Here is a 24,263-nt window from a genome sequence, read left to right on the forward strand (position 1 = left end):
TGCCAGACGAAGCCTATTTTGCGGCGTCAATCATCCGTATCCACCCAGCCGCCCGCCGGGCGGCTTCTGCGAGAACTGGCTTCGGCGCTTTATAATATTCATCGACAGGCAACTCTCGCTTTCGACGAACGAAATCGATCGCGTCGTCCAGTGTTGGAAACTCATTTGGCAACGTGAGATGCAGGAAGAGTGCTACGACTGCGACCGAACGAGAACGGCCACCACGACAATTCACGAGAACGCTGCCACGTTCGCGAAGCGGATAGGACGGTTTGTCAGGCAGGATCTGTTCAAGTGCTGCACGAAGGATATAGTGGGCCGCAACCATCTGGGTATCCGGATTTCCGGCGCCGTCTATGAGGCCCACCTTGTAATAGCGAATCTCCCCCGGCCCATAGACGCTGCCCTCATGATCCGAGACGATCTTGTCCTGCTGCACGAAATTGAAGTCGAGGTTGACGGCGCAGTTGACTACCGTCGTGATGCCGTTTCGGCGCAGAAGGCCGAGGTCGCTTGCCCCCTCCTTTCCCGATATGAACATATCGACGCCGTAAAACGGGTGCGATTGATAGATGCGGCTCAGTTTGGGCAGGTGTCTCTCTTCCTGTCCAATCACGGCTTCAGATTTCTGCATGTGTCGTCTCCACGGCCGCTACCCTGAGGCAGGCGGCGTTCAAAAAGTGATGGTTGATGGCAGGCTGCGCATCGGCTGATGCGTCGCCGCCGGTGATCCTGTTAGGCAGCCGCCCTGGCTGCCCTGTTTTCGCAGATGGACCGTGCCACCCGCTCCAATGTCGGGTRGTGCGCCCCTTCGCCTGTCGCGACGTAACCAGGACAAAGGAAATCGGCCGCCCCCACGGGAACCTTGCCGAGGGTCAACCGTTCATACCGCCCGCCGGCGTTCTTCAGGATCAGCGTGGCTGCGGCAACGTCCCACGCGTTGACGCCAAATCCGGCGGCAGCATCAACCCATCCGGCGGCGACATGAGCGATGCTGAGAGCGGCGCTTCCGGGACGACGCAGCGTCGAAAAGGTCTCGACCAGTTCACCCATATTGGCGAGTGCTACCTCGCGACCGTCGAGCCGGAAATCCCGCGCCACCGGATAGCCGGTGATCAGCGTCGCATGCGCTTCCTCTGCAACCGCACGCGACCGCAGCGGACGATCGTTCAGATCGGCGCCCGCAAGATCTGCCGTGAACATCATTCCGGAAACTGGATCGAAGATCGCGCCGGCAACAACCTCCCCACCGATGACGGCGGCGATCGATACACACCAGAATGCCAGGCCACGGGCAAAGTTCGCCGTTCCGTCGATTGGATCGACATACCACTGAATACCCCCACTGCCCGTCTGTCCGCCCTCCTCTCCCATGATCGCCGAATTGGGCTCATGCTCGAGAATATAAGCCCGGATCGTCGCCTCGGCACGCTTATCGTGGATGGTGACGACATCGTGGAGATCGACCTTGTAGTCAACGTCTATATTGGATCGGAAGGCTTGCAGCAGAGGCTCGCGTACGGCTAGCGCCGCGCCTTTGGCGATTTCCATCAACCTGCGGGATCGCTTAAGCGCGTCTTCATTGTCGGGGCTCGGGTTGACGCGAGTGGGGTTTTGCATCGGCATGTCCAGTCTGTCATATGGGAACAGGTTCCCGCGCTTCACGTCGGAATTGCTTACTTCGTGTAGTTTACACGCCAGAAATCCTGCCATTCCTCGCGCCGGTCGAAATCATCCAGACCGGTGGACGTGTCATAGGCCTGCAGCTTGTCGGCGACCTTCATCAGGCCGGAAGGCTCGTCGTCCGGCATCCTGACGTCGCTATTGGTCGGCAGTTTGCCGTCCTTCATCTGCGGCGCGATGCCCTCCTCGGTCAGGATATAATGGATGAAGAGCTTTGCCGTATTCGGGCTTTGCGACTTGGCGGCGATCAGGCCGAGTTTGATATAGTTCCAGCCGACCCAGGGATCGAGCGTGGTGCAGATGCCGAGCTTGTAACCCTTGTCTTCGTTGTCACGGAATTTCGCAGAGCTCAACAGGCCGAAGAACGGTTCCTTCTGACCTGGTGCGCCCACGGCTTCCGATATCCGGTCGTCGCTATCTGTTGCCAGCGGGGCATTCTGAGCCAGGGCCCTGATCCAGGCGGCAGCAGCGCTCTTTTCATCAGTCTGCAGCTCCTTGCCGAAATGCGCCTTGTAGGCGGCAGCAACCGCATCGCTGCCGTGGGCATCGAGTTGATTGAACCAGTCCGTGTAATTGCCCTTCGTCAGCGGGTCGATGATTGCAACCTTGCCTTTCCACTTCGGCTCCGTCAGCTCCCAGATGTTGGCCACGGGGCATTTGTCATAGGCCTCGGTGTTGTAGGCCCATACGTTTGCATTGGTCGAGATCGCCAGAGGATTCTGGAACTGCTTGGGGATCTTGGAGGCCATGTCCGCAGGGAGGTAGTTTTCGACGAACTTTTGCGGCAGCAACTGTGCCAACGCCGCCGGAGCATCGGTGATCAACACCACGTCGCCCTGAACGTTGTTGGATTGACTTTCTCGATTTGGCGCTGAAGTTTTCGGCCATCTCAACGATCTTGCCGGTGCTGTCATAGACATTGATCGGCTTTTCGCCTTTGGCCGCATTGACCAAAGCTTTGATATCGGCCGTATCGCCAGCGACTGCCGGAACAGCAAAAACCGCTGTCGCCATGGCGGCGATCGCCGCGACTGAAATCTTGGCATTTCTATTCATCGTTCCCTCCCAGGAGATCGCCAAAGGCTGCTACGGCTTATTTCTTGTAGTTCATGCGCCAGAAGTCCTGCCACCCCTCGCGCTTGTCGAGATCCGCGGCTGCGGTGGACGCATCGAATGCCATGAGCTCATCGAGATGGGCGGCAATGCCCGACGGCTCATCGGACGGCAAGCTAATCGCCGAATTCCCGGAGATCTTTCCATCCACCGTCTGCGGGGCAATTCCCTCTTCGGTCATAAGATAACGGACAAAGAGCTTTGCCGCGTTGGGGCTCTTGGTTTGCGTGGCGATCAAACCTAAGCCAGGATAGAGGAAACCCGAAAAAGGCTGGACCCCGGTGCATAGGCCGAGTTTCAGGCCCTTGGCCTCATTGTCGCGATACTTCGCCGTCGATGTGATCACGAAGAAAGGGTCGGACTGGCCAGGCGCCCCGGCGGCATCGGCAACAGTGGTGGAGTCCGACAGAAGCGGTCCGTTCTGGGCAAACGCCTTGACCCAGGCCGCTGTCGCGCTCTGGCTGCTCGTGTCGAGCTTCTTGCCGTAGAGCGCTTCATAGGCCTTGGCGACATCCACGTCGTGATGCATCTCGATCTGGTTGAACCAATCCGCATAGAGCGGCTTGTCGAACAGATCGAGCATGGCGAGCTTGCCCTTCCATTGCGGCTCGGTCAGTTGCCAGATGTTGGTCACCGGGCATTTGTCGTATTTCTCGGTATTGTAGGTCCAGACATGCGCATCCGAGGCGACGACCAAGGGGTTGCGCAGCCTTTCTGGAATATCCTGTTGAAGATCCGGCGGCGCCCAGCTTGTCACCACGCCTTCCGGCAGAAGCTCGCCCACTGCCGCGGCGACGTCGGTTGCCACACTGACGTCGCCGACGACATTTCCTGCCTGCCGCTCGCGGATCAACAATTCGACCTGCGTCGCCTCATTGACCTTCTTGCCGCTCGCCTGCACGCCATATTTCTTCGTGAAGGCCTGGGCGGTATCGACGATCTTGCCGGTGACTGCATAAACCGTGATGGGTGGTTCTTTTCTTGCAGCGTCTATCAGCGCGTTAAGATCGAACGTGTCTTCGGCATAGGCCGCGGCCGAAAGGGCGGACGCGAAGACGAGCACCGCAGTCCCGGCGAGCAAGCCTCGCCATGCCGATCTTGTCTGGTTCGAATGGGCCATGATGTGCCTCCCTGGTCGGCTCGTTATTTCTGATAGTTCATCCGCCAGAAGTCCTGCCACGTTTCGCGGGCATCCCAGTCGTCAAGACTGGTCGCCATCTTGTATGGCAGCAACTGGTCTAGAGCCGCGCCGATCCCGGATGGCTCATCGGCGGGAAGGCTGACATCCTTGTTCGTCGACATCTTGCCGTCGATAGCCTGCGGTGCGATGCCCTCGGCGGTCATGACGTAGTGGATGAAAAGCCTAGCGGCATTCGGGCTGTCGGTACCCTTCGTGATCAGGCCTACGCCGGGATAAAGCCAGCCGAGCCATGGCTTGAGGTCCTTGCAAAGGCCGAGCTTCATGCCGCTATCGGCGTTATCGCGAAACTTGGCCGAGCTGATGAGCCCCATGAAGGGCTGAGACTGCCCGGGGGCGCCGACGGCGTCCGCAGCGGCGGCGTCGGCATCGGTCAGGAGCGGCGCATTGGCGGCCAGCGCCTTGACCCATGCTGCGGTCGCGCTTGCCTCATCCGTCTGAAGATCCTTGCCGTATCGCTCCTTGTAGGCCGCAGCAACCTTGTCGTCGCCATGTTTTGCCATCTGGTTGAACCAGTCGACATAGGACGCTTTTCCGAGCGGATCCTGCATCGCAACCTTGCCTTTCCATTTCGGCTCGGTCAGTTCCCAAATGTTGTCGACAGGGCATTTGTCGAACAGCGCCGTATTATAGGACCACACGTTCGCGCTCGTGACGACCGTCAGTGGATCCTGATATTCGGCAGGGATGTTCTTGGCCAGGTCCGGCGGCAGCCAGCTTTCGGCAAAGCCCTGCGGGATCAGCTGGGCCATGGCAGCCGGAGCGTCGCTGACGATCGACACGTCGCCCTGTATGTTGTTTGCGCGGGCCTCGCGGATGATCATCTCCAGCTGCGCCGACGCCTTGACCTTGGAGCCTTCTGCCGACAGGCCATATTTCGCGGCAAAGTTCTTCGCCATTTCGACGATCTTGCCGGTGCTGTCATAGACCGTAATCGGCTTTTCCTTCTTGGCAGCCGCGATCAACGCATCAAGGTCGAACGACTCCTCGGCGCTTGCCGCACCTCCCAAAGCCATCGCAACGGCAGTCGCACACAACACGCGGCCCATGCCGCCGATCAGGTTTCTCTTCATTACTGCTCCTCCTTCAGTAAGCTATTCGTGGTTGCGCGGGTGTCAGTTGTAGACGCCGCTCCTCAGCAGCGTATCTGACTCCGCAATTCGCTCTCCGCGTGCATCGAAAACATGCAGGGCCTCAGGTGGTGCGTGGAAAAACACGCGCTCCCCGGCGTCGATACGCGGCAGCGCGTGGGTCGTGAGAAACAGCGTATGGTTGTCGCTCCGCAATTCGAGGATCCAACTGCCACCGGTTGGCAGGACGCCAGTGACGGTCATCTCGCCGAAAAAATCACCTTGCGGTATGTCCTCGAGCTTCAAGACATACCCGATCGCCTCCGGCCGGATGCAGACCGAGCCGATGCCGGAGAGTGCAGGATACCGCGCCGAGAAATAGGCTTCAGCCTTGTCGGCGATATCGGAGACACCCGGCTGTCCGAATGTCAGGATATTGATCGGCGGGCTGCCGACGAACTCCGCGACGAAACGATTGGCCGGCCGGTCATAGATGTCATTGGGCGTCCCCATCTGTTGGAGCGTGCCCTCGTTCATGACGGCGATCGTGGTCGCAAGCGTCATTGCCTCCCATTGGTCATGGGTCACGAAAACGATGGTCGTCTTGAACTCCTTGTGTAGCCGCTTGAGTTCGGCGCGCATCTCCAGCCGAAGCCGAGCGTCGAGATTGGACAGAGGCTCATCGAGAAGCAGCACGCCCGGATTGACCGCGAGCATGCGCGCAAGCGCAACGCGCTGCTGCTGGCCGCCGGAAAGCTGCGAGGGATAGCGATCGCGATATTTGGCGATGTCGAGCGCCTGCATGACCTTTTCCACGCGGGCCTCACGCTCGGCTTTCGGCAGTTTGCGCAGCCGCAGGCCGAAATCGGTATTCCGCTCGATCGTTAGATGCGGCCACAGCGCGTAGCTCTGAAAGACGAGACCCATCTCGCGCTTTTCGGGAGGAACGAAAACGCCCTCGGCAACGGAATCGATCAGTCTGTCTCCGACGCGAATTTCACCTCCAGACAGGTTCTCCAGCCCGGCGATCATCCTCAAGGTCGTCGTCTTGCCGCAGCCGGAGGGGCCGAGAAGGCACATGAACTCACCATCGCGAATTTCGAGATCGAGGTCCGAGACCGCGTTTGCTGCATTCACGCCGTAGTTTTTTTGCGCACCGCGCAGGTTGATCGTAGGCATCAGCTTCCAAGTCCTTCTGCAAGATTTGTGCGGGTGAGTTTCTGGGCCAGCAGCGTGCCGAAATAGGCAATGCCGGCGATGATCAGGACGACGGCATTCGCCGCCTGGGTGTAGTGATAATCGACAAGCCGGAGCGAATAGGTGGTCAGAACGTCGGTGCTCGGGACGGCGAGGATCACGAAGAGGCTGAGGCCCTTGATCCCGGAAATGAACGGAAGAAGCACGCCGGTCACCAGGGAGCCCTTCTGGATTGGGATCACGATCGAGATCATGCGCCGCAACCACCCTGCCCCGGCGATCTGGGCGGCCTCTTCCGGATCCTTGCCGAGCTGCGTCATTGCGGAGATGCCAGCGCGGGAAGCGTAGGGCATCTGATCGGCGATAAGGGCAAGCACCAGGATGGTCACGGTCCCATAAAGCGCCGGCATCGGCCCGCGCGGAACGGCAAACAAGGAGAGATAGGCCGCGGCAAATGCGATACCCGGCACGAGATAAGGCAGGAACGTCACTTGACGGAGGTAGACCGACAGCGCGCGGACCGGTGTACGGATGACGACATACCCGACGAAGAGACCGAGAATACCCGAGGTCAGGGATGCTAGGCCGACGATCATCAATGTGTTTCCGGCCGCTGCCCAGAGATCCGGGCTGAAGAGAATGCCGGTCTGCAGCGCGACCGTGTCGAGATTGGTGCCGATCCAGTAGTCGAGCGTGAAGTTGTCGAGTGTGAACTKCGCCGGAATTTTCATGACGGTAGACAATGCGAGCGTCAGCAGCGGCAATCCGACACCGAGAAGGAAGATCGCTGCGGCGAACCCGGTCGCCGGAAGCCGCATCCTGCCCAGGCGGCTTTGGCGGTTCATCGACCCCTTCGAACCGATTGTGACGAAGCGGCGAGCCTCGCGCACCAACCGTGCGTCGATCATCAGCGTTATGATGCCGATCACCATGATCGAGGCTGCGACGACACCCGCCACGCCAGTCTGGCGTGAGGCGATACTGCGAAACAGCGAGGTCGAAAGCACCTCGAACTTCACGGGCAGGCCAAGGACGTAGGGAACGCCGAACTCGCCCAGGCACTTGGCGAAGATCAAAACCATTGCCGACAGGAGAGCCGGCCGCATCAGAGGCAGAATAACCTGCAAGGCAACCTGGTAACGCCGGGCGCCCAGGATGCGGGCGGAATCCTCAAGCTGGGAATCGAAGCGACGGAGCGCAGAACCAAAAAGGAGGATGACGAAGGGCGTATAGTGCAGGGCAAGAATGATTGTAATCGGAAAGCGACCATAGGCGACCCAATCTGGTGGGGTCATGCCCATCGCCTCGAACCAACCCGGCTGACCGCCGATTGTTCGGTTCTTAAACAGCGTCATCCAAGCGAGGGCAAAGGTCCAGGCAGGCAGCATGTACGGAACGATCAACGCGGTCGCAAACCAGCGTCGCCCGAACATGTCAGTCCGACTAATCAACCAGGCCAGGATGGTGCCGATCACCAGAGAAAGGGCTATGGCACCAAATGCAACGGTCAAGGTATTGACGAGCGGGTGCCAGAACAGGTCGGTCGCAACAGGAGAGAAGAACGTCCGATCGAGATAATAGAAGGTGAGGTCGCCGACCTGTTTGCCGAGTCGCCGCTCATTGCCAAATTGGACGCGTATGGAATCCAGAACGATCGAGATGATCGGAATGACGATCAGGTAGGTGAACAGCAGGGCCGTCAAGACACCGATCAGCGTTGTTGGCTCGCGAAGGGCGACCTTGAGCCGATAGCGCCACACCTGCCATCCGGATGGCTTTGCGCCAGCACCCGTGGCGGGCACTTTTGCCTTCATCGTATCGCTAAAAAGAGCCATCGTGCCTCCCGTATCGTCATCTCCGTGCTCGCATGACATCGTCCAAGCGAAGGCATGCACAGAAGGCTCCCGCGAACGGGATGACCCTGCGCGCAAAAGCGCGAGCAAGAATTCAATCTTTCACAGGCCTCTGTGGCCCGTCACCGGCGAGCGAGCCGGCTCCTCCCGGCGCGCTCGTCAACGGAATATGCATTCCATTTATGCCCTTCTATAGAATGCATGATCCATTGAAACGGTCACTTTGTCAACGATAAAATGCACGCGCGGTCAATATGTTATCTATCTGTTTTCATGGAATATTTTATCACGTTCAAATGTACTTTCGAACAGGTATGCATGGCGGCCAGCGGCGATATCGTGCGAGGCCTCATCCTGCGCAGCCGGCGATGCTGATTGGTCAGCTGTCGCTAAGCGTGACTGGCAGGCGATTGAAAATTTTCGATTGGAAAAACCGGGACTTTATGGCCACTGATAAAGACCCTGGTTCGAGTGGAAATATTGATGGCACAAACATTTGTGACGGCAGAAGAAGTGGCGAAGCGCGCGGGAGTTTCGCGCTCGGCCGTGTCGCGCACTTTCAATGGCGGAAGTGTATCGAAATCGGTGCGACGCAAGGTCCTTAAAGCCGCCGGTGAACTCGGCTATCGCGTCAACCGTCTGGCTCAGGGTCTGATGAGCGAGCGCTCCAATCTCATCGGTGTGGTTGGCGCCAATCTCAGTTCGCCATTCATTTCCAGGCAGCTTGATCTTCTCAGCATCGGTCTGTTGCGGCGGGGCCTGCAATGCCTGCTCCTCAACGCAGCAGATGCACGCAAGGATATTGCACCCCTCATCGAACTTCTGTTCGAGTTCCGGGCTCAAGCAATCATCGTTCTTTCGGGGGAGCCTCCAACCTCGATCATCGACGAGTGCATCGCCAACGGTGTTCGCCTCATCCTGATCAACCAGCGCCTCGACAGAACCGATACGAGCATGGTGTTAAGCGACGATTCCCACGGTGCCGAGCTCGCCGCCATGCGACTTGTCAAAGCCGATTGCAAAAAGGTCGTCGTCGTCTCGAGCAGCAGCCAGACCCCGTCACAAGTTCGTCGGGCGAACGCTTTCAGCCAGCGCATGGGGATAGAAGGCATAGAGGTCGTGGCCTGGTCGGGTGGTCCGACGTCCTATGACAGCGGTTATAAGGCCGCCTGCGAACTGCTTTCGGACAAGACTATTGATGGCGCATTCTGCGTCACCGACCTCATGGCTCTCGGATTTCTGGACGCAGCCCGCCTGGAAATGGGCCGCCGCGTGCCTGAAGATCTGTCGGTCGTCGGTTTCGATGACATACCTCAGGCGAGCTGGAAGAGCTACCAGTTGACCACGGTTGCCCAACCGCTAGACGACCTGACAGACAAAGTTCTGACGGCGCTCGACAGCGACGAGACAGAGACCCGGCTTCAAGTCGTGTCGGTGTTCATGGTGGAGAGGACAACAGCCCGCTAGTTGGCCTGGCGGATTCGGCTTTCAATCAAAAGACCGCTTTGATTGAGGATTGGATGGGCGACGGCCGCGATATGGGCATGAATGCGTTTCAGGTCGCGCAGAATATCGAGGTGCAGCGAGCTCGTCTGAATGCTTTCGGGCCGCTCTTCGCGCAGGCGCTGCAGGTGCCGTTGGGCCGATTGCTTTTCGAGCCGGCGCACGTCTTCCTTGATTTCGACGAGCCGGCGCGCCAGCGTGGCGTTCTGTGTTGCAAAAACCGTCTGTGCCATCCTTAGGCTTTCGAACGTAACAGCGAACAGGCCGGAGATTTCTTCTTTCCCATCCGGCGAAAATTGCAGGCCACGTTCGATTTTCTTGGCAATTTCCGGGAGTATCCCTTTTTCGATAATGTCGCCGATGTGTTCCAGATTGATGGCATATTCAACGATGCCCATGGAGCGACGATGTTCTTCTGCGCTCAAGCCATCATGACCAAGCTTGGATATATAGACCTTGATCGCGTGTTGAATCCGATCGACCCGGCCTTCCAGCATCGCAATTCCGGCAAGAGTGGAGGAATCGTTTCGGTTTATCGCCTCAGCCGCCTGCGACAGCATTTGTTCGACTAGATCGCCGACCACCATGACCTCGCGGCTTGCCCCGGCGAGAGCGGAGAGCGGACGTGCGAGATCATTGCTGTCCAGATAGCTGTTCTCAAGATTTTTCTCTCCCTCCGGCAGGAGGCGAGACATCAGTGACAGGACGTATGGCGACAAAGGCCAGGCAACGAGAGCGACGAGCACATTGAAGGCGAGATGTGCGTCGACTGCGAAATTCTGATGCGGCAGCGGCGATAGTTCCAGAAGGTCTGCGCCATAGCCTGCAAGAGGAAGGGCGATGCAAACGCCGATCGCCCGTACGATGAGGTTCCCGAGTGTAACCCTTCGGGCACTCGCCGGCGCCCGAAGGGTGGCAAGAACGGGCGGAACCGCCCCTCCGAGATTGGCGCCAAGGACAAGCACGATCACGAGCCCCGTGTCGATGCCACCACCGGCGGCGAGTGAAAGAATAAGAACGACAATCGCAAGGCTGGAAGATGCCAGGATCGCCAGAACGGCCGAAAAGATCAAGGCAACCGGCCACGCGTTTCCGAGCATAGTTATGAACAGGCTGAGCGCCGGCGATTGTCGGATGGGATCGGTCGCTCCCGAGAGCAGATGCAAAGACAGCAGCATGAGGCCGATCCCAACCAGTGCCGTACCCGTGCCTTGGCGGGCTGTGGAGCGGCCCCGTAACAGGATGGCGCCGGCAAGGATTAACAATGGCGAGAGCCAGCCGAGGCCGAGGGCGACGATCCAAGCGGTCGCAGCGGTGCCGACGTTCGCTCCGAGGAGCACGATCTGTGCCATGGCCGGCACGATCAGGTCTTTCTCGACGAAGGAGGCAACCATCAAGGCGGTGGCCGTAGAACTTTGCAGAGCAACAGTGGCAATGAAGCCAGCGCAAAGGGATCTGGTGCCGCTTCTGGTACTCCTGGCAAGGCCCGCACGAAGTTTCGTACCGAAGGCGCGCGTCATGCCGCCCTTGACCTGGGCTAGACCAAACAGAAGCAGAGCGACCGCGCCGAAAAGATTGATGCTGACGATAGCCGATTCCATATCACACCTGCTGCATTCTGCCGGCTTCGCGTTCCGGCATTCACGGCGACCAAACGCGTCGTCAGACCCCTATTTTATTCCAACTCACATTATCGTCGTTCGATGTCGCGCTGCTATGCCGGGACATCCTGCTGAACCCTTTCGAGCGGGACAATGATGTTAGGTCTGCCCTTTGCCGCGCGGTCCAGGAATAGGCCAAGTGCTCCGAGGAAAACGCCAAGAAAGCTAGGAAGCGATCCATCATAGGCGTCGGGCGCGCGACCGAACTGATTTGTCAGCGACCGGTAGAGTGCCAGTCGTTCGGGTTCTATATGCTCGATTGACAGATGCCCGCCTTGTCTCAGGCAATACCAGTCGGCGATCAGATCGATCATCGGAAGATCTTCTGCCTGGGCCGAACTCGACAGTTCGAGACAGTCACTTTCCCCTGCGGCGCCCCCTGCTACGCATTGTGCTGCCTGCGCGACATTCATCTCCAGGATCGCTGCCGCGAACGCGCCTGGCCATTCCTTCGGCAGGTAACGATGGACGACCAGCGCCCGCTTGTGGGCCTGGAGAAAGGCGCCGTAGCTGTCAGCAGACAGCGCATCGGCGCCGCGCTCATGGCGACCGTTGGTTTCAAGCCGATAGCCTGAGAGGAGATCACGGTCGACAGCGATTGCCGAAAGCCCGACCGTATCGACGGCCAAATGGTGTCGAGTTGGTCGTATGACCTTGAATGCTGGGGGGAATGCGACGAGCGACGGGACAGCAATATTGGTCACACGGCTGCTATCGTAACCTCGCGTGGTGACGCCTTCAACGTGCAGATGGCCGCTGAAGTGGACCTGCAAGCCTGCCGAAAGGATCGCCTCTTCGACTTCCCGCCGGGGCGTGCGGCGCACGACGTTGGTCTCACCGAAGAGCGTTTTTTCCGCATCGGAAGCGCCGTCGAAGGGATCGAGCGCCGGATAGTGAGAAAAGGCGAGCACGGTCTTGTCGAGAAGACGTGCCCGGCGCGTAACGTCGCTGACCCATGAGAAGATGAAAGGCTTAGCACGCAGCATGGCATTCCAGCCGCCGGCGGTGCTGTCGGTGAAGGCTGCCTCCTCACCATCGGCGAAGGCTCCATCGAGGGGCTCGAACACATTTGCGTCGATCATCAGCAGCCAGAGGCCAGGCTCTGGTTCGACGAGATAGGATGCGTCCATGAGCCGATAGCGATTGACGCCGTCCGGCGACGTCACCTCGTAGACCCTATCCTCCTGAGCATCTGATAATCCAAAAGGGCTTTCCCAATGGATGTATTCCGGCCGGCGGAAATAGCCGAAATTCGCCATCGCGCGAAGCCCATCCGGATATCCTTCGCAATACATCCTGTCGCTGAAGACAGCACCCTCGCGTGCAAGTCCGGCATCGCTCGAGACGAGGATCGCCTGACCACCTTCCGTCAGGAACTGCTTGGTGTGATGACGGCCGCGCGGGCCGAATATGTCGTGATTTCCCGGCAGCGCATAGAAGGCCGTTCCATGCTCCCGGCTGTGCTGTTGCAAAATGTCGGCGAGCTTTTCCGTCGTTGCCCGCTGGCCATCGTCACTGTAGTCGCCAAGCAGCACGACATGTCGGATGCCACGTTTCTGTACGTGTTCAAGCGCCGCAAGGAGTGCGCCGGCACTCTCGTTGAAGACTCGCGTTGACTGGCGTGTGTCCGACCAACTGCGCATCGTCATGGCGCGACCGCCGATCCTGACACTGGAAAAGCCGAAATCGGCATCGACGTCGTGAAAATGTGCATCCGCGATGACGGCAATCTCGGGATAGGATCGGGGCATCATGAATTGCGTTGCCTGCGTTCTTCGATCATGTCGATCCACTCCGACGCCCGCTGGGCTGCTCCGTAGAGCATCGGCTTTGGCGTTTCGAACCACTCGTCGGGACGCAGCTCGCGCCGCTCGCGGATGACGGCGAGGGCGTCATCCAGGCTTGGATAGAGATGCGGCTGCTGCTTGTGCAGAAAAAGCGCAACCAGCGAAACAGAGCGGCTGCGCCCGCTTCGACAATTGACGAGCACATTGCCGCCGTCGGGAAAGGGGTAGGTCTCCCGCTTCGGCATGGTCTGGCGCAGAGCGCCGTCGAGAATGTAATAGGCGCCGAGCATCATCGTATCAGGGCTGCCCTCCCCGTCGATGAGGCCAATTTTGTAGTAGCGAATATCTCCGTAGCCTGACGCCCGCAGGTCAGCCGTTCCCTGGTCTGCCTGCACGTAGTTGATATCGAGATTGACGGCGCAGTTCACCACAGTCGTGATCTGGTGCTGGCGCAGGAGACCAATGTCGCTTGCACCGGTGCTCCCGCCAATGAAAAGAGCCGCCCCGAAAGGGCCTAGCCCTTCCGCGATCAGGCTGATCGCCGGGCGAGCGTAAACGGGTCCGTCCATGTCAAGTCCTCCTTCGCGCCGCGTGCGCCTGTCGCCGCTACCGGCGGATTGAGCTTGTTCTCAAGCTCCTGCGAGAGCCCCGGGGCCACCCAAGTGTGCTTTCTCAGGCGAATTGCCTGCCGTCGAAAGCGGGATTTTGGCGACCTTGCTGATCCCTGCGGCAATGGCTGGAGCGGCGGCAAGGACGGGACCACCCTTTTCCAGGCTGCCGATATCGAGGAAGGGGCAGACATCGCCCCCCGCCTCGCTGACGAGGAGAAGGCCGGCCAGGCAGTCCCAGGAATTCATGTGCAGTTCGACATATCCGTCGGAGCGGCCGTCGGCCACATAGGCCAGAGCCAATGCACCCGAGCCCGCCCTTCGGACGTTTGTGCCGAGATCAAGCAATCCTTTCACGACCTCGAGGTAGGTCTCGTTCGCAACGCGCGTCGACCACCCCATTTCGATGGTAGTGGCATCGTAACGGTGTGTCGCAGCGACCCGAATCGTCTTGCCGTTCAAACTGGCGCCGCGGCCGCGTTCTGCGAAATACAACTCATCGAGCGCGGGGTTATAGATGGCGCCAAATTCCGTCACACCCTTTTCTACGTAGGCGATCGAGATGCAGAAATGCGGAATACCGCGCGCGAAATTGGCTGTACCGTCGACCGGGTCGACGACCCAAACGCGCTCACCGATTGCGCCGCCGCCTTCTTCTCCAAAGAAGCTGTCGCCCGGAAAGCGAGCCAGGATGCTGTCGCGGATCAAGGCCTCGGACGCGGCATCCGTTTCCGTCAGGTAATCTTGTGGCCCCTTCATCGACAGACCGGTTGCCACTCCGGCATGAAAGCCTTTGAGAACCAGATCCCCGGCAGTGCGGATGACGGCGCGGCAATAATCCGCGCGGGTTTCGGCCAAGGCTGCATCGGATACTGAATGCATATGATTCCCCTCAGGTGTTTTGCACGCGCGCTCATATTTGCACGCGCGTGCAATCGGGTCAAGTCCTGCGATCGCTGGTGATCACTCGGTTCTGTTCGTCCGTTTTCCTTGATGGTTGCAAGCGCGCCCGACCATCTGCCGGCCTCTGGAATGTTGAAGCCCAATCGATGTCGCCCCTCTTCCACAGCGGCTTAGGATCGCTCGTCTTTCTGGGGATGAAAATAGCTCTGCCACCGCTTCGGCGCCTCGGAAAACAGCCCAAATGCCTGAATGACCATGCCCGCCGGGAGATCGATGTTTCTGGCAACCCCGCTGCCTTTCAGGACTGCTCCTCGCTTGTCCGGATCACGCTCGCGAAAGGAGCCGCCGCCGCCAAGCTGGCAATTCTGGATGCGGATCGGACCAAGAACCTGCGCGCCGTTGCCAAGCGTTGCGCTCTGGGTAATCGAACCGCCGCCATTCAACCGGACATCGTTTCCGACATCGATTTTGTCACTCTGTGCGCCAACCACAAGGGTAAAGCCCCCCTCCCGACCGAGATCGCCGTTTGCGCCTATGGCAATCGAACCGGCGCCGGCCTCGATCCGCACGCCGCTGTGAAGCACGGTCGACGCGCCAATGCTGACCGATCCCTCCGGGCCGACCTCGATTGTCACATTAGGCCAGAGGAAGACGCCAGACCCCAGGCTGGCGCGAGAGGAAATCAAGGTCGAAAACGGATCAATGACCGTGACGCCCAAATCTGCAAGCTGCAGCGTTTGCGCAATGGTCAGGAAACCCTTGAGGCGCCTGACCTCGTCGACCCTACTTATTATCTCATGCATCTGAAGCGTCTCCGGATGCGATTTTCAGCAAGGCTGCAGCGGTTGCATCACCGTCATGCTGACCGCGGCTCCAGGCATCTTCGAATTCGCCCTTGATGATGTGACGCCCGTTCTTTTCCTGCGGTTTCTCTCTGAGATAGGGAAACGTTCCGACCGTCTTCTCGAAGGGAAACAGCATCCTGTTTGCGAGAACGAAGGTGAACAGATTCGAGGTTCCGCCGCCCTTGCGCGCATGCAGATCCGCGGCCGCCAGGACGTCTTCGAGCGTTAGTCCCATGGTCTCCCGGCATTGCAGGATGTTGCCGATGAAGACTTTCGGGCAGTTGGCCTTCTCGATAGCTGAAACGAGGCCCGTCACCAGAAGATGAGGAAGGATACTTGTGTAGAGACTGCCCGGACCGATGGCAATCAGGTCCGCCCGGCCAACGGCGTCCAGCACAGCCGAGTTGGCAACCGGCGGGGCCTGATCGGCGCCAGCCAGCTCGACCTCTGCGATCCCAACCTTTGCATCCCCTGCCCCCATCGATGTGATGACGTCCTGCGGCGCAAGCCTCCGACCGTCCCTCAGAGTTGCGGAGAGAACCAAGTCGTTGTCACAGGACGAAGGCCATACGTTTCCGACGATGCCGCACAGCTTTCTGAACACGAAGATCGCCGTGTTGACGTCTCCATTATGCGCCACGCAGGCGCCCGTCAGAATGAAGTTCCCGACGCTGCCGTGCCTGAAGTCGAAATCTCGACCAACAGAAGTGGCGAATGTGTTCAGATAATTCAGGATTGCACCGCGCAGGCCCGGCTCCATTCTCTCGAGCAACGGATGACGGCCTTCGGCGTAGAAGAGGAATTCCTTGCGGGCATCGTCAAAGCCAAGATTGGCCGATACCCGGGCGTTGCAGATCTTGACGACGTCACCGGCGCAGCCTTCTCCATGTGCCATCGTCATCAGAGCCTGGCGGATGTCTCCCACTGAGAGGATGGAGAGCCGCTCGCGAATAACTTTCGAGCTGCCGCCGCTATCCCAAGCAGGCACGACGCGGGTGACATCGGCTCCACGTTGGCACAGCGCCACATTGATTGATCGACAGGCGCTGCCGCCCGAGAATAATACAATCCGTTTCATACCCGCTCGCGATCTTTGGAAGCACATGTTTAGCCTGCGCGGATTACGTGCAAAAGTTCTCCCCTCGTCACATATCGTGACGAGGCTGTCACAGAAGCTTCCGCAGCCTGGCAAGCCCGAAAGCGGCAATCGTGCCCGCATCCTGGAGATCGCCGTCGAGGATCATCCGTTGCAGCTCATCAACCGAAACGGTGGCGCGAACGAGGTCCTGTTCTTCATGCTCGAGCTTGTTATCCCCTGGCGTGAGATCCGTCGCGAAGAAGACATGGCATCTCTGGGTCACCGTTCCATAAAGTGGGTAGATAGTGCCGATCCTGATCAATGAGCCCGCAATCAACCCGGTTTCCTCCTGCAATTCGCCGCGGGCGAGTTCGCCGGGATCGGCGTCCGGTTTCTCCTCCCAGCTTCCCTGAGGAAATTCCCATTGGCGCGACTTGATCGGATATCGGAATTGTTGAACGAGGTGAACGAGACCCCGGTCGAAGGGCAGGATCATCACGAAGTCGGGTTTGTCGACATAGCCGTAGAGCCCGGGCGACCCGTCACGGCGCAGGATCTTGTCCTCGCGGACCGTCATCCACCGGTTGGCATAGACCTCCCGCGAATCGACTGTGATGATGTCCGGTCCCGCGCCTTGCTCTGACGTTTTCATGATTGAAGATGGATCCATGGCCGTATCGGTTCCTGTTCATGGCTGGATATGCCGGGCCAAATATATGAAGCCAAGCTCTATCTGTTTCGAAAGACTGTTTGAATGTCGGCGCCTGCTTCGTGCTGGGAAAATGGATGTCTGAACAGTCAGAAGGCCCGAGGACGGCCCTCACTACCTATTTTTTATCTTTACTCTCGGTCGATGTGGTCGAAACGACACGAGGAGCGATTTGAGTTCAAGTTCACGCACGCGCCGGGCTGCCTCATCGGGAGAGACCCAGACGAGAACCCGCTCGCCACGCTCCTTGAAGTCGTCCGTCAGGCGTTCGACCTCGATCTGAAACAGGTCGACCATGCATGGCGAAACCACGTCAGGACCAAGTTCCTTGAGATAGGTGTATCGGCCAATCGGCTTCTTGCGCACGCTCCCTTGAACACCAGCTTCCTCCCAGGCTTCAGTGGCAGCCGTTTCGAATGGCTTCTTTCTCCTCATCGGCCAGCCCTTGGGGATGACCCATCGACGACTTTGACGCGACGTGACCAACAGGATCTCGACCTTGTCCTCGTCGCCGAGATAGCGAAAGCAGACCGCGCCATATTGCTGCAGAAAGGCTCCCTTGAACAAGGTCTCGGGCACGAGCGCAAGTTGGTGCAGCAAACCCGCGGCTTTGTTTTTCTGGCGTTTATCGTCGTTCTTCATGTGTTTCCCGAGGACGGATATGAAGCCTTTCCAGGTTACTCGCGCGAGGGTTTGACGGGGGAATATGTCACCCGCCGCGGATCGAGCCGCGCCAGACCAGTTCGGCATGAAGTTTCAGAGACCTAACCTCACCGGCATCTTCCGGAAGGGTAGGAGCAGCTAGAAACGCGACCGCTTCGCGCGCCACCATCTCAACCGGCTGTGCGAAGGTCGTCAGATCGTAGGAAGACCACGACGCCTGCTCGATATCGTCGAAACCTGCAATGCAAAGCTGGTCAGGAACAGAGATCTTGAACTGATGGCGCGCGGCATCCATGACGCCGCAGGCGAGCAGATCGTTGGCGCAGAAGATCGCGTCGGGCCGATTCGTGCGCGTCAGCAGCCTCTGGGCAACCACCTTTCCAGCCTCGTAGCCAGTCGAGCCATGACGCTCGACCGCAACCTCGATGCCGAGGGCCGCAGCCGCCGCAACGAAACCGCGCTCGCGCGCCATCAGGCTCGGTGTTCCGACCTCGGAATTGGCGAATGCCAGTTGTTGGCAGCCTGCACGCATGAAGGCGGTGAGGATGCGGCTAGCGGCCTCCTGGTCGTCGATGTTGATGCGCAGCGGCCCCGGCTGGTCGTCATCACGGTTGATGAGGACAAGGCGTTGACCATTCCTCAGGCAGAGCTGTGTGATCGACTTGTCCGGCAGTCCGGATAGGATGATCGACGCATCGGCCCGGTAGTGAATTGCCTGGCGCAGCGCCCGATCCACACTGCCGTCGGAACGGTCGGTGTTAATGAGCATGGCAATCTTTCCACTATTCTGAAGCTGCTGCGTGATCGCCCGGATCAGAGATGAGCGAAAGGGCGTTCCGAGTTCCGACACGATAAGACAAACGATGCCGCTTTCATTCGTCATCAGCCCCCGGGCCAGATGATTGACGTGGTAGCCAAGCGCCTCGGCCGCATCCATCACGCGTCTGCGCGTCTTCGCCGATACACTGGCACCCGGGGTAAAGGCACGCGATACCGCCGAGCGCGAAACGCCCGCTTTCTCAGCAACCTCCTGCGCGCTGACAAAATCCTTCATGACCACCGGCAACTCCCTTTGCCCGGACTGTGCACAAATTGCAATTGCGTGCAAGAGCCGGCCCCGGCGGTTCTTTAGGACAAAACCTGCCGCAGGATTAATGCGCCTGCACCGACCGAATGCTCAGGCATTCATCTGCAAGCTGTTGCTGCTCATGGAGATCAAGTCGATTCACATCAATGGCGCTCATACCCGCCCGTCGAGCTGCTTCAAGACCTTGTTCGCTATCTTCAAACACGACACACCGGGCTGGTTCTATTCCCAACAAAGCGGCCGCCTGCAGAAACAGGTCCGGCGCCGGCTTTGGATTTGGCACGTCATCGATCGTGACCACCTGGTCGAAATACTCCCGCAGGCCCGTTCCTTGTAGGGTCGCTGTGACAATTTCTCGCGAACCGCCGGATGCAACAGCCATGGGACGCAAGCCGGCCAACCGGCGAACGGTTGCAGCAACCGCGCGAACTTCGCGCACATTGTGGACATTCTGGAGAAAGTGCGATCGCATGGTGGCGATGACGGATGCGCGATCGAGCACAACGTCGAATTCTCGCTCAAAGGCGTCCATAAGAACCACTTCAGACATTCCGGCCCGCATCAAATACCAAGCCTCACTCATCGGTTTGCCGGAAAGGGCAAAGCCGGCCGCCCATGCGTCCGCATAGACAGGGGGCGTGTGAACAAGTGTGCCGTCGCAATCAAAAATCACGGCCTCGAAATCATTTTCCAGCGATAGAATATCAATCATACCTCATCCTTCCGGCGGGCGAACATCGGTTTGACGCGAGGCTCCATTCAGGCGTAATCGTCCTGGTCGACGGGCATCGAACGCGCCTCGGCCCAGGGCCTCGTGTCAGAGGCTCTCACGTGCTGATAAGGGCGATGCCGCGACTTCGGAAGCCGAGCGTGGCGTCGGAGGCGACCGGTAGGATACGGTCGACGGCGTGGTCGACGATGAAGAGCGTGCCGACGTCGGTTTCGACCTCGTACTCGACATGATCTCCGAGATAGGCCGAATGGAGGATGCGGCCGGCAAGCCCGTGCCCCCCTCCCTCGGAGAGCGCGATCGCGCCGGGACGAACGGCAAGGCTCGCCGCGCCCGGCGTCGCCCTACCCGCCGGCACACGATGTTTGAAACCGCCAATGCGGATGTCAGCATCTGCGCCATCGATGCCAACCACCTCGCATGGGATGACATTCGCCTCTCCCATGAAATCAGCGATGAAGGCGGAAGCCGGCGATTCATAGAGGTCGCGCGGGGCGCCGGACTGGGCAACTTCGCCATCCTTCATGATAATGATGCGGTCGGACACGGCAAGCGCCTCGTCCTGATCGTGCGTGACATAGACGGCGGTGAAGCCGAGACGCTGCTGGAGTTCGCGGATATCTGTGCGTACCTTGCGGCGCAGGCGCGCATCGAGGTTGGAAAGCGGCTCGTCGAGCAGCAGCACCTGCGGCTCCAGCACCAGCGCGCGGGCGACGGCGACGCGCTGCTGCTGGCCGCCGGAGAGTTCGGCGGGCAGGCGATGGCCCATGCCGGCAAGGCCGACCAGCGCCAGCCCCTCCTCTGCCTTCTCGCGCGCTTCCTTGCGGTTGAAGCCGGAGGATTCCAGGCCATAGGCGACGTTGTCGCGCGCATTCATGTGCGGAAAGAGCGCATAGGACTGGAAGACCATCGAAACATCGCGCTCATTGGCCGGCAGCATGGTGACGTCCTTGCCGCCGATCAGGACTTTTCCGGCCGAAGGATGTTCGAGGCCTGCAAGCATGCGCAGCGTCGTCGTCTTGCCGCAGCCGGAAGGGCCAAGCAGGGTGACGAGCGTGCCGCGCTCGATGGTGAGCGAGAGGTCCGGAATGGCGGTGAAGGCTCCAAACGTTTTGCGCACGTTCTGGAAGACGACGGAACCGGCTTTGGGGTTGATCATGCGATTTTCTCCTGGCGAGAGGAAGCGGATGTGGCGAGGCCGGCGACGCGGTTTTCACGGCGCAGGCGCCGTTCGCCGACGATGAGCTGGAAGCCGGCGATGACGGTGATCATCACGACGATCAGCATGGTGGAATAGGCGATGGCCACACCGTATTCCCCGTTCTCGACGAGGCCGACGATGTAGGAGGTCGCCATGTTGTACTCGGCGCTGACGAGGAAGATGACGGCGCTGATGGAGGTGATCGCGCGCACGAAGGAATAGACGAGCGCGGCGGTGATGGCCGGGCGTAAGAGCGGCAGGATGACCTTGCGGATCGTACGGAAGCTGTTGGCCCGGAGCGTCAGGGAGGCCTCATCCAGGCTCTTGTCGAGCTGGCTCATCGCCGCGATGCCGCCGCGCACGCCGACCGGCATGTTGCGGAAGACGAAGCAGGCGATCAAGATGAGGGCCGAGCCGGTCATTTCCAAGGGCGGCAGATTGAAGGCCATGATGTAGCTGACGCCGATGACTGTGCCTGGAATGGCAAAGCTCATCATCAGGGCGAACTCGAAGGCATTCTTGCCGACGAATTTTTGACGCACGATAATATAAGCCGTCAGCAGGCCGACGGCGGCGGTCAGCGGGGCAGACACCAACGCGATTTCTATCGTTGTCCAGAACGAGTTCCAGGCGACGCCCGTCCAGGCAATCCCATTTTCGAAGCTGATCGAGAAGGCCTTGGCGTAGTGGTCGAGCGTCAACGAGTTGTCGAGACCCCAGGTCTTCACGAAACCGCCGATCAGGATCATGCCGTAGATGACGAGCGTGAAGAGAATCCACGGGATGACGACGGCGTGAACGCCGATCGACAGCCCGCGCGGCAGAGCAATATGCGATCCGCTATCGCCCTTGCCGGTGACGGTGGCGTAGTTCTTGCCCGACAGCCAGACGCGCTGGGCGAGGAAGGCGGAGAGCGTGAAGAGCAACAGCACCGTGGCGAGCACGGCGGCGCGCGACGGATCGTTCTGCGACCCGACCACGGCAAAGAAGATTTCCGTCGAGAGCACGCCATTGCTGCCGCCGAGCACCAGCGGATTGCCGAAGTCGGCCATGCTTTCGATGAAGCCGATGAGGAAGGCGTTGGCGAGACCGGGCTTCATCAGCGGCAGCGAGACCCGCCAGAACGTGCGCCAACGGTCGGCGCGCAGCGTCGTGGACGCCTCCTCCATCGACGGGCTGACGCCCTCGACGACCCCGATCAGCACGAGGAAGGAGATCGGCGTGAAGGACAGCACCTGCGCGATCCAGATGCCGGTGAGGCCGTAGAGCCAGCGCCCGGGCTCGAAGCCGAACAGTTGCGACAGCCCCTGCGTGACGACACCGGCGCGACCGAAGAGCAGGGTGAGCGCCAGACCGATGACGAAGGGTGGAGTGATGATCGGCAGGATCGTCAGCAGCCGAAGGCCCTTCTTGAAGGGAAAGCGCGTGCGGGTGGCGACGAGCGCGAAGGCGAGGCCGAGCAGGGTCGAGCCGAGGCCGMTCATGATGGCGAGCCAGAGCGTACGCCAGGCGACGCCGCAGCGACCGGCGCCGATCAGGCAATTGAGGCTCCAGATGCTTGGATCCTGCACGTTGCGGATGAAGTTATCAGCATTGAAAGACCCATCGAAATCCTGCACCGAGCCGACGAACATGCTGCCGATCGGGTAGAAGACGAAGACTGCGACGAGGAAGACGAGCAGCGCAATCGCGCTGACGACAAAGGCGTCGCCCTTCATGACACCGCGCTCGGCAAGGCCGAAGGCGAAGAGCAGCATGAAGGTGATAGCAGAGAGCACCGCACCCGCCCCCATGGAAGCCTGGCCGTTCGAGAGTGTGCCGAAGAGCGTTTCGCTCACCGTCCAGGTCCAGCCGGACAAGCCGATGGCGAGGCCCTGGAGCGACAGGAAGAGAACACCGATCGCGCCGGTCCAGGCGAGCGCGGCGCCGCGGCGCATCGGGTCTGCCATGCCGCGGGCCACGATCGCCAGAAGAAAGAGCACGAGCGCACCGGCAAGCCACAGCCGGCCATGCGCGAAAATCTGCACGATACCGGGGGCGGCCTCCGGAGAAAGGGGGAAAGCGGCCAGCCAACCGAGTCCGAAGAAGCCGTTCTCGATCCGATACCAGGGCAATAGGGTCAATGCGACCGCGCCGAGGACAAGGACGATGTCCAGCCTACGATTGCCATGTCTCATGGCTGACCTCGCTGTCTTTGAGTGTGAGGAGGCGGCGCCCGGGGAGACGGGCGCCGCCGGTCAGGGCATCAGTTGGCGGCGGCGCCGATTTCCCGATCCCAGCGTTCCAGCAGTGCCTTGCGCTTTGCTGGGTCGCCATAGGTCTTGAAGTCGTAGTCGATCAGCTTGATGTCCTCGAAGCGCGGCGCCTCCTTCGGGATTACGGCGCTCTTGTTGGAAGGCAGCTGGAAAGACTTGGCATCCTTCATGCGCGACTGGACTTCCGCCGTCAGCGCCCAGTCGTACCAGACCTTCGCATTTTCGAGGTTGCGGGCGCCCTTGATGATCGACATGGAGCCGATCTCGTAGCCGGTACCTTCGCAAGGCGTGATCGACTTGACCGGGAAGCCTTCAGCCGTCTGCGCCACCGCATCGTGCACGAAGACGATGCCGAGCGCCGTCTCGCCGCGTGCTGCGGCCTTGACGGGTGCCGATCCGGACTTGGTATATTGCGATATGTTGCCGTTCAGCTTCTTCAGGTAGTCGAAAGCCTGGTCCTCGCCCATGATCTGCACGAGAGAGGCGAGCGCCGTGTAAGCGGTGCCGGAAGAATTCGGGTTCGCGATTTGAATTTCACCCTTCAGTTCCGGTGCCAAAAGGTCGGCCCAGCAGACTGGCTCCTTGTAGCCCTTGGTCTTGAAGATTTCCGTGTTGTAGCCCCAGCCGAGCGCGCCGGCATAAACGCCGACGGTCTTGTAACCGGAGCTTTCTGCCTGCTTCTTCGCCCAGTCGTTGAGTTCGTCGAGTTTCGACGACTTGTATTCCAGCGTCAAATTTTCCGATGCCGCCTGGAGATGCGGATCGCCTGTGCCAGCCCACCAGATGTCGGTCTTCGGGTTACGAGACTCGGCGCGCACCTTGGCATAGGTCTCGCCCGACGAGAGGCGAACCATGTTCACCTTGATGTCGCTATGCGCCTTCTCGAAATCGCCCTTCATCTGCTCGCAGATCACGACGTCCGCCGAGCAGATGAGGTTGAGTTCGCCGGCCGCCTGCGCCGGTAGCGCACCGAGCGYCGTGCCGGCGAAGAGCATGAGGGAAAGGGTCTTCATTTTCATTGGGGCATCCTCCTGTTGCCTGGGTTAATTCTCGCACGAACAAGACACAGCGCGGCCATCGGCCTGCCCGCGGCGGCGTGTGCATGTTTTCGGATTGTGG

General features: G+C 59.8%; 20 protein-coding genes and 1 pseudogene. 1 reads left to right on the plus strand and 20 read right to left on the minus strand.

What is annotated here, in order from left to right; translation table 11 throughout:
* Positions 1-13: 13 nt before the first annotated feature.
* The 7 genes and pseudogenes from AC1ECN_RS26395 to AC1ECN_RS26425 form a co-directional block, all read right to left on the minus strand.
* Positions 14-634, minus strand: a complete 621-nt coding sequence (locus AC1ECN_RS26395; RefSeq protein WP_477954565.1) for a dual specificity protein phosphatase family protein — start codon at positions 632-634, stop codon at positions 14-16.
* A gap of 101 nt (positions 635-735) precedes the next feature.
* A complete protein-coding gene (locus tag AC1ECN_RS26400; RefSeq protein ID WP_477954566.1) occupies positions 736-1,620 on the minus strand; it encodes an inositol monophosphatase family protein in 885 nt (294 codons plus the stop codon).
* 56 nt (positions 1,621-1,676) lie between these two features.
* Positions 1,677-2,739 (minus strand): annotated as a pseudogene (locus AC1ECN_RS26405) (ABC transporter substrate-binding protein).
* A gap of 37 nt (positions 2,740-2,776) precedes the next feature.
* Positions 2,777-3,916: an ABC transporter substrate-binding protein gene (locus AC1ECN_RS26410; RefSeq protein ID WP_131591826.1), complete on the minus strand. Its 1,140-nt coding sequence runs from the start codon at positions 3,914-3,916 to the stop codon at positions 2,777-2,779.
* A 23-nt stretch (positions 3,917-3,939) separates the two neighbouring features.
* Positions 3,940-5,067, minus strand: a complete 1,128-nt coding sequence (locus AC1ECN_RS26415) for an ABC transporter substrate-binding protein (protein ID WP_131591825.1) — start codon at positions 5,065-5,067, stop codon at positions 3,940-3,942.
* 42 nt (positions 5,068-5,109) lie between these two features.
* Positions 5,110-6,243: an ABC transporter ATP-binding protein gene (locus AC1ECN_RS26420; RefSeq protein ID WP_130659488.1), complete on the minus strand. Its 1,134-nt coding sequence runs from the start codon at positions 6,241-6,243 to the stop codon at positions 5,110-5,112.
* Positions 6,243-8,096 carry an ABC transporter permease gene (locus tag AC1ECN_RS26425; protein ID WP_477954569.1) on the minus strand — a complete coding sequence of 618 codons (1,854 nt, stop codon included), beginning with the start codon at positions 8,094-8,096 and terminating at the stop codon, positions 6,243-6,245. Before AC1ECN_RS26425 ends, AC1ECN_RS26420 begins: the two co-directional genes overlap by 1 nt.
* A 501-nt stretch (positions 8,097-8,597) precedes the next feature.
* Here AC1ECN_RS26425 and AC1ECN_RS26430 point away from each other — a divergent pair.
* On the plus strand, positions 8,598-9,581 hold the full coding sequence (locus tag AC1ECN_RS26430) for a LacI family DNA-binding transcriptional regulator (protein ID WP_097624466.1): 984 nt from the start codon (positions 8,598-8,600) through the stop codon (positions 9,579-9,581).
* On the opposite strand, the gene AC1ECN_RS26435 is transcribed toward AC1ECN_RS26430, so the two are convergent.
* The 13 genes from AC1ECN_RS26435 to AC1ECN_RS26495 all read right to left on the minus strand — a co-directional run bounded on the left by AC1ECN_RS26435 (position 9,578) and on the right by AC1ECN_RS26495 (position 24,163).
* Positions 9,578-11,218 carry a Na/Pi cotransporter family protein gene (locus AC1ECN_RS26435; RefSeq protein WP_442139348.1) on the minus strand — a complete coding sequence of 547 codons (1,641 nt, stop codon included), beginning with the start codon at positions 11,216-11,218 and terminating at the stop codon, positions 9,578-9,580. The genes AC1ECN_RS26430 and AC1ECN_RS26435 overlap by 4 nt on opposite strands.
* A gap of 113 nt (positions 11,219-11,331) precedes the next feature.
* Positions 11,332-13,032, minus strand: a complete 1,701-nt coding sequence (locus AC1ECN_RS26440; RefSeq protein WP_442140930.1) for a metallophosphoesterase family protein — start codon at positions 13,030-13,032, stop codon at positions 11,332-11,334.
* Positions 13,029-13,634: a dual specificity protein phosphatase family protein gene (locus AC1ECN_RS26445; protein WP_128450443.1), complete on the minus strand. Its 606-nt coding sequence runs from the start codon at positions 13,632-13,634 to the stop codon at positions 13,029-13,031. The genes AC1ECN_RS26440 and AC1ECN_RS26445 overlap by 4 nt, the downstream gene beginning before the upstream one ends.
* 60 nt (positions 13,635-13,694) lie before the next feature.
* Positions 13,695-14,555, minus strand: coding sequence for an inositol monophosphatase family protein (locus AC1ECN_RS26450; protein ID WP_017997276.1), 861 nt, complete (start codon positions 14,553-14,555; stop codon positions 13,695-13,697).
* 191 nt (positions 14,556-14,746) lie between these two features.
* On the minus strand, positions 14,747-15,295 hold the full coding sequence (locus AC1ECN_RS26455; RefSeq protein WP_245274069.1) for a hypothetical protein: 549 nt from the start codon (positions 15,293-15,295) through the stop codon (positions 14,747-14,749).
* A 76-nt stretch (positions 15,296-15,371) separates the two neighbouring features.
* Positions 15,372-16,499: a gluconeogenesis factor YvcK family protein gene (locus tag AC1ECN_RS26460; protein ID WP_113548586.1), complete on the minus strand. Its 1,128-nt coding sequence runs from the start codon at positions 16,497-16,499 to the stop codon at positions 15,372-15,374.
* 88 nt (positions 16,500-16,587) lie between these two features.
* On the minus strand, positions 16,588-17,151 hold the full coding sequence (locus AC1ECN_RS26465) for an NUDIX domain-containing protein (protein WP_041935949.1): 564 nt from the start codon (positions 17,149-17,151) through the stop codon (positions 16,588-16,590).
* A 171-nt stretch (positions 17,152-17,322) separates the two neighbouring features.
* Complete coding sequence (locus AC1ECN_RS26470; RefSeq protein WP_012759971.1) at positions 17,323-17,850, minus strand: NUDIX hydrolase; 528 nt, start codon at positions 17,848-17,850, stop codon at positions 17,323-17,325.
* 67 nt (positions 17,851-17,917) lie between these two features.
* Positions 17,918-18,925, minus strand: a complete 1,008-nt coding sequence (locus AC1ECN_RS26475) for a LacI family DNA-binding transcriptional regulator (protein WP_012759970.1) — start codon at positions 18,923-18,925, stop codon at positions 17,918-17,920.
* 97 nt (positions 18,926-19,022) lie between these two features.
* A complete protein-coding gene (locus tag AC1ECN_RS26480) occupies positions 19,023-19,670 on the minus strand; it encodes an HAD family hydrolase (RefSeq protein WP_017997282.1) in 648 nt (215 codons plus the stop codon).
* 115 nt (positions 19,671-19,785) lie between these two features.
* Entirely contained in the window at positions 19,786-20,847 is a 1,062-nt protein-coding gene (locus AC1ECN_RS26485) for an ABC transporter ATP-binding protein (RefSeq protein WP_012759968.1), read from the minus strand.
* Complete coding sequence (locus AC1ECN_RS26490) at positions 20,844-23,066, minus strand: ABC transporter permease (protein ID WP_477954574.1); 2,223 nt, start codon at positions 23,064-23,066, stop codon at positions 20,844-20,846. The genes AC1ECN_RS26485 and AC1ECN_RS26490 overlap by 4 nt, the downstream gene beginning before the upstream one ends.
* Positions 23,067-23,134: 68 nt before the next feature.
* Positions 23,135-24,163 carry an ABC transporter substrate-binding protein gene (locus AC1ECN_RS26495; protein WP_477954576.1) on the minus strand — a complete coding sequence of 343 codons (1,029 nt, stop codon included), beginning with the start codon at positions 24,161-24,163 and terminating at the stop codon, positions 23,135-23,137.
* Positions 24,164-24,263: the final 100 nt, after the last annotated feature.

Source organism: Rhizobium sp. 01N447_2 (assembly GCF_056399245.1).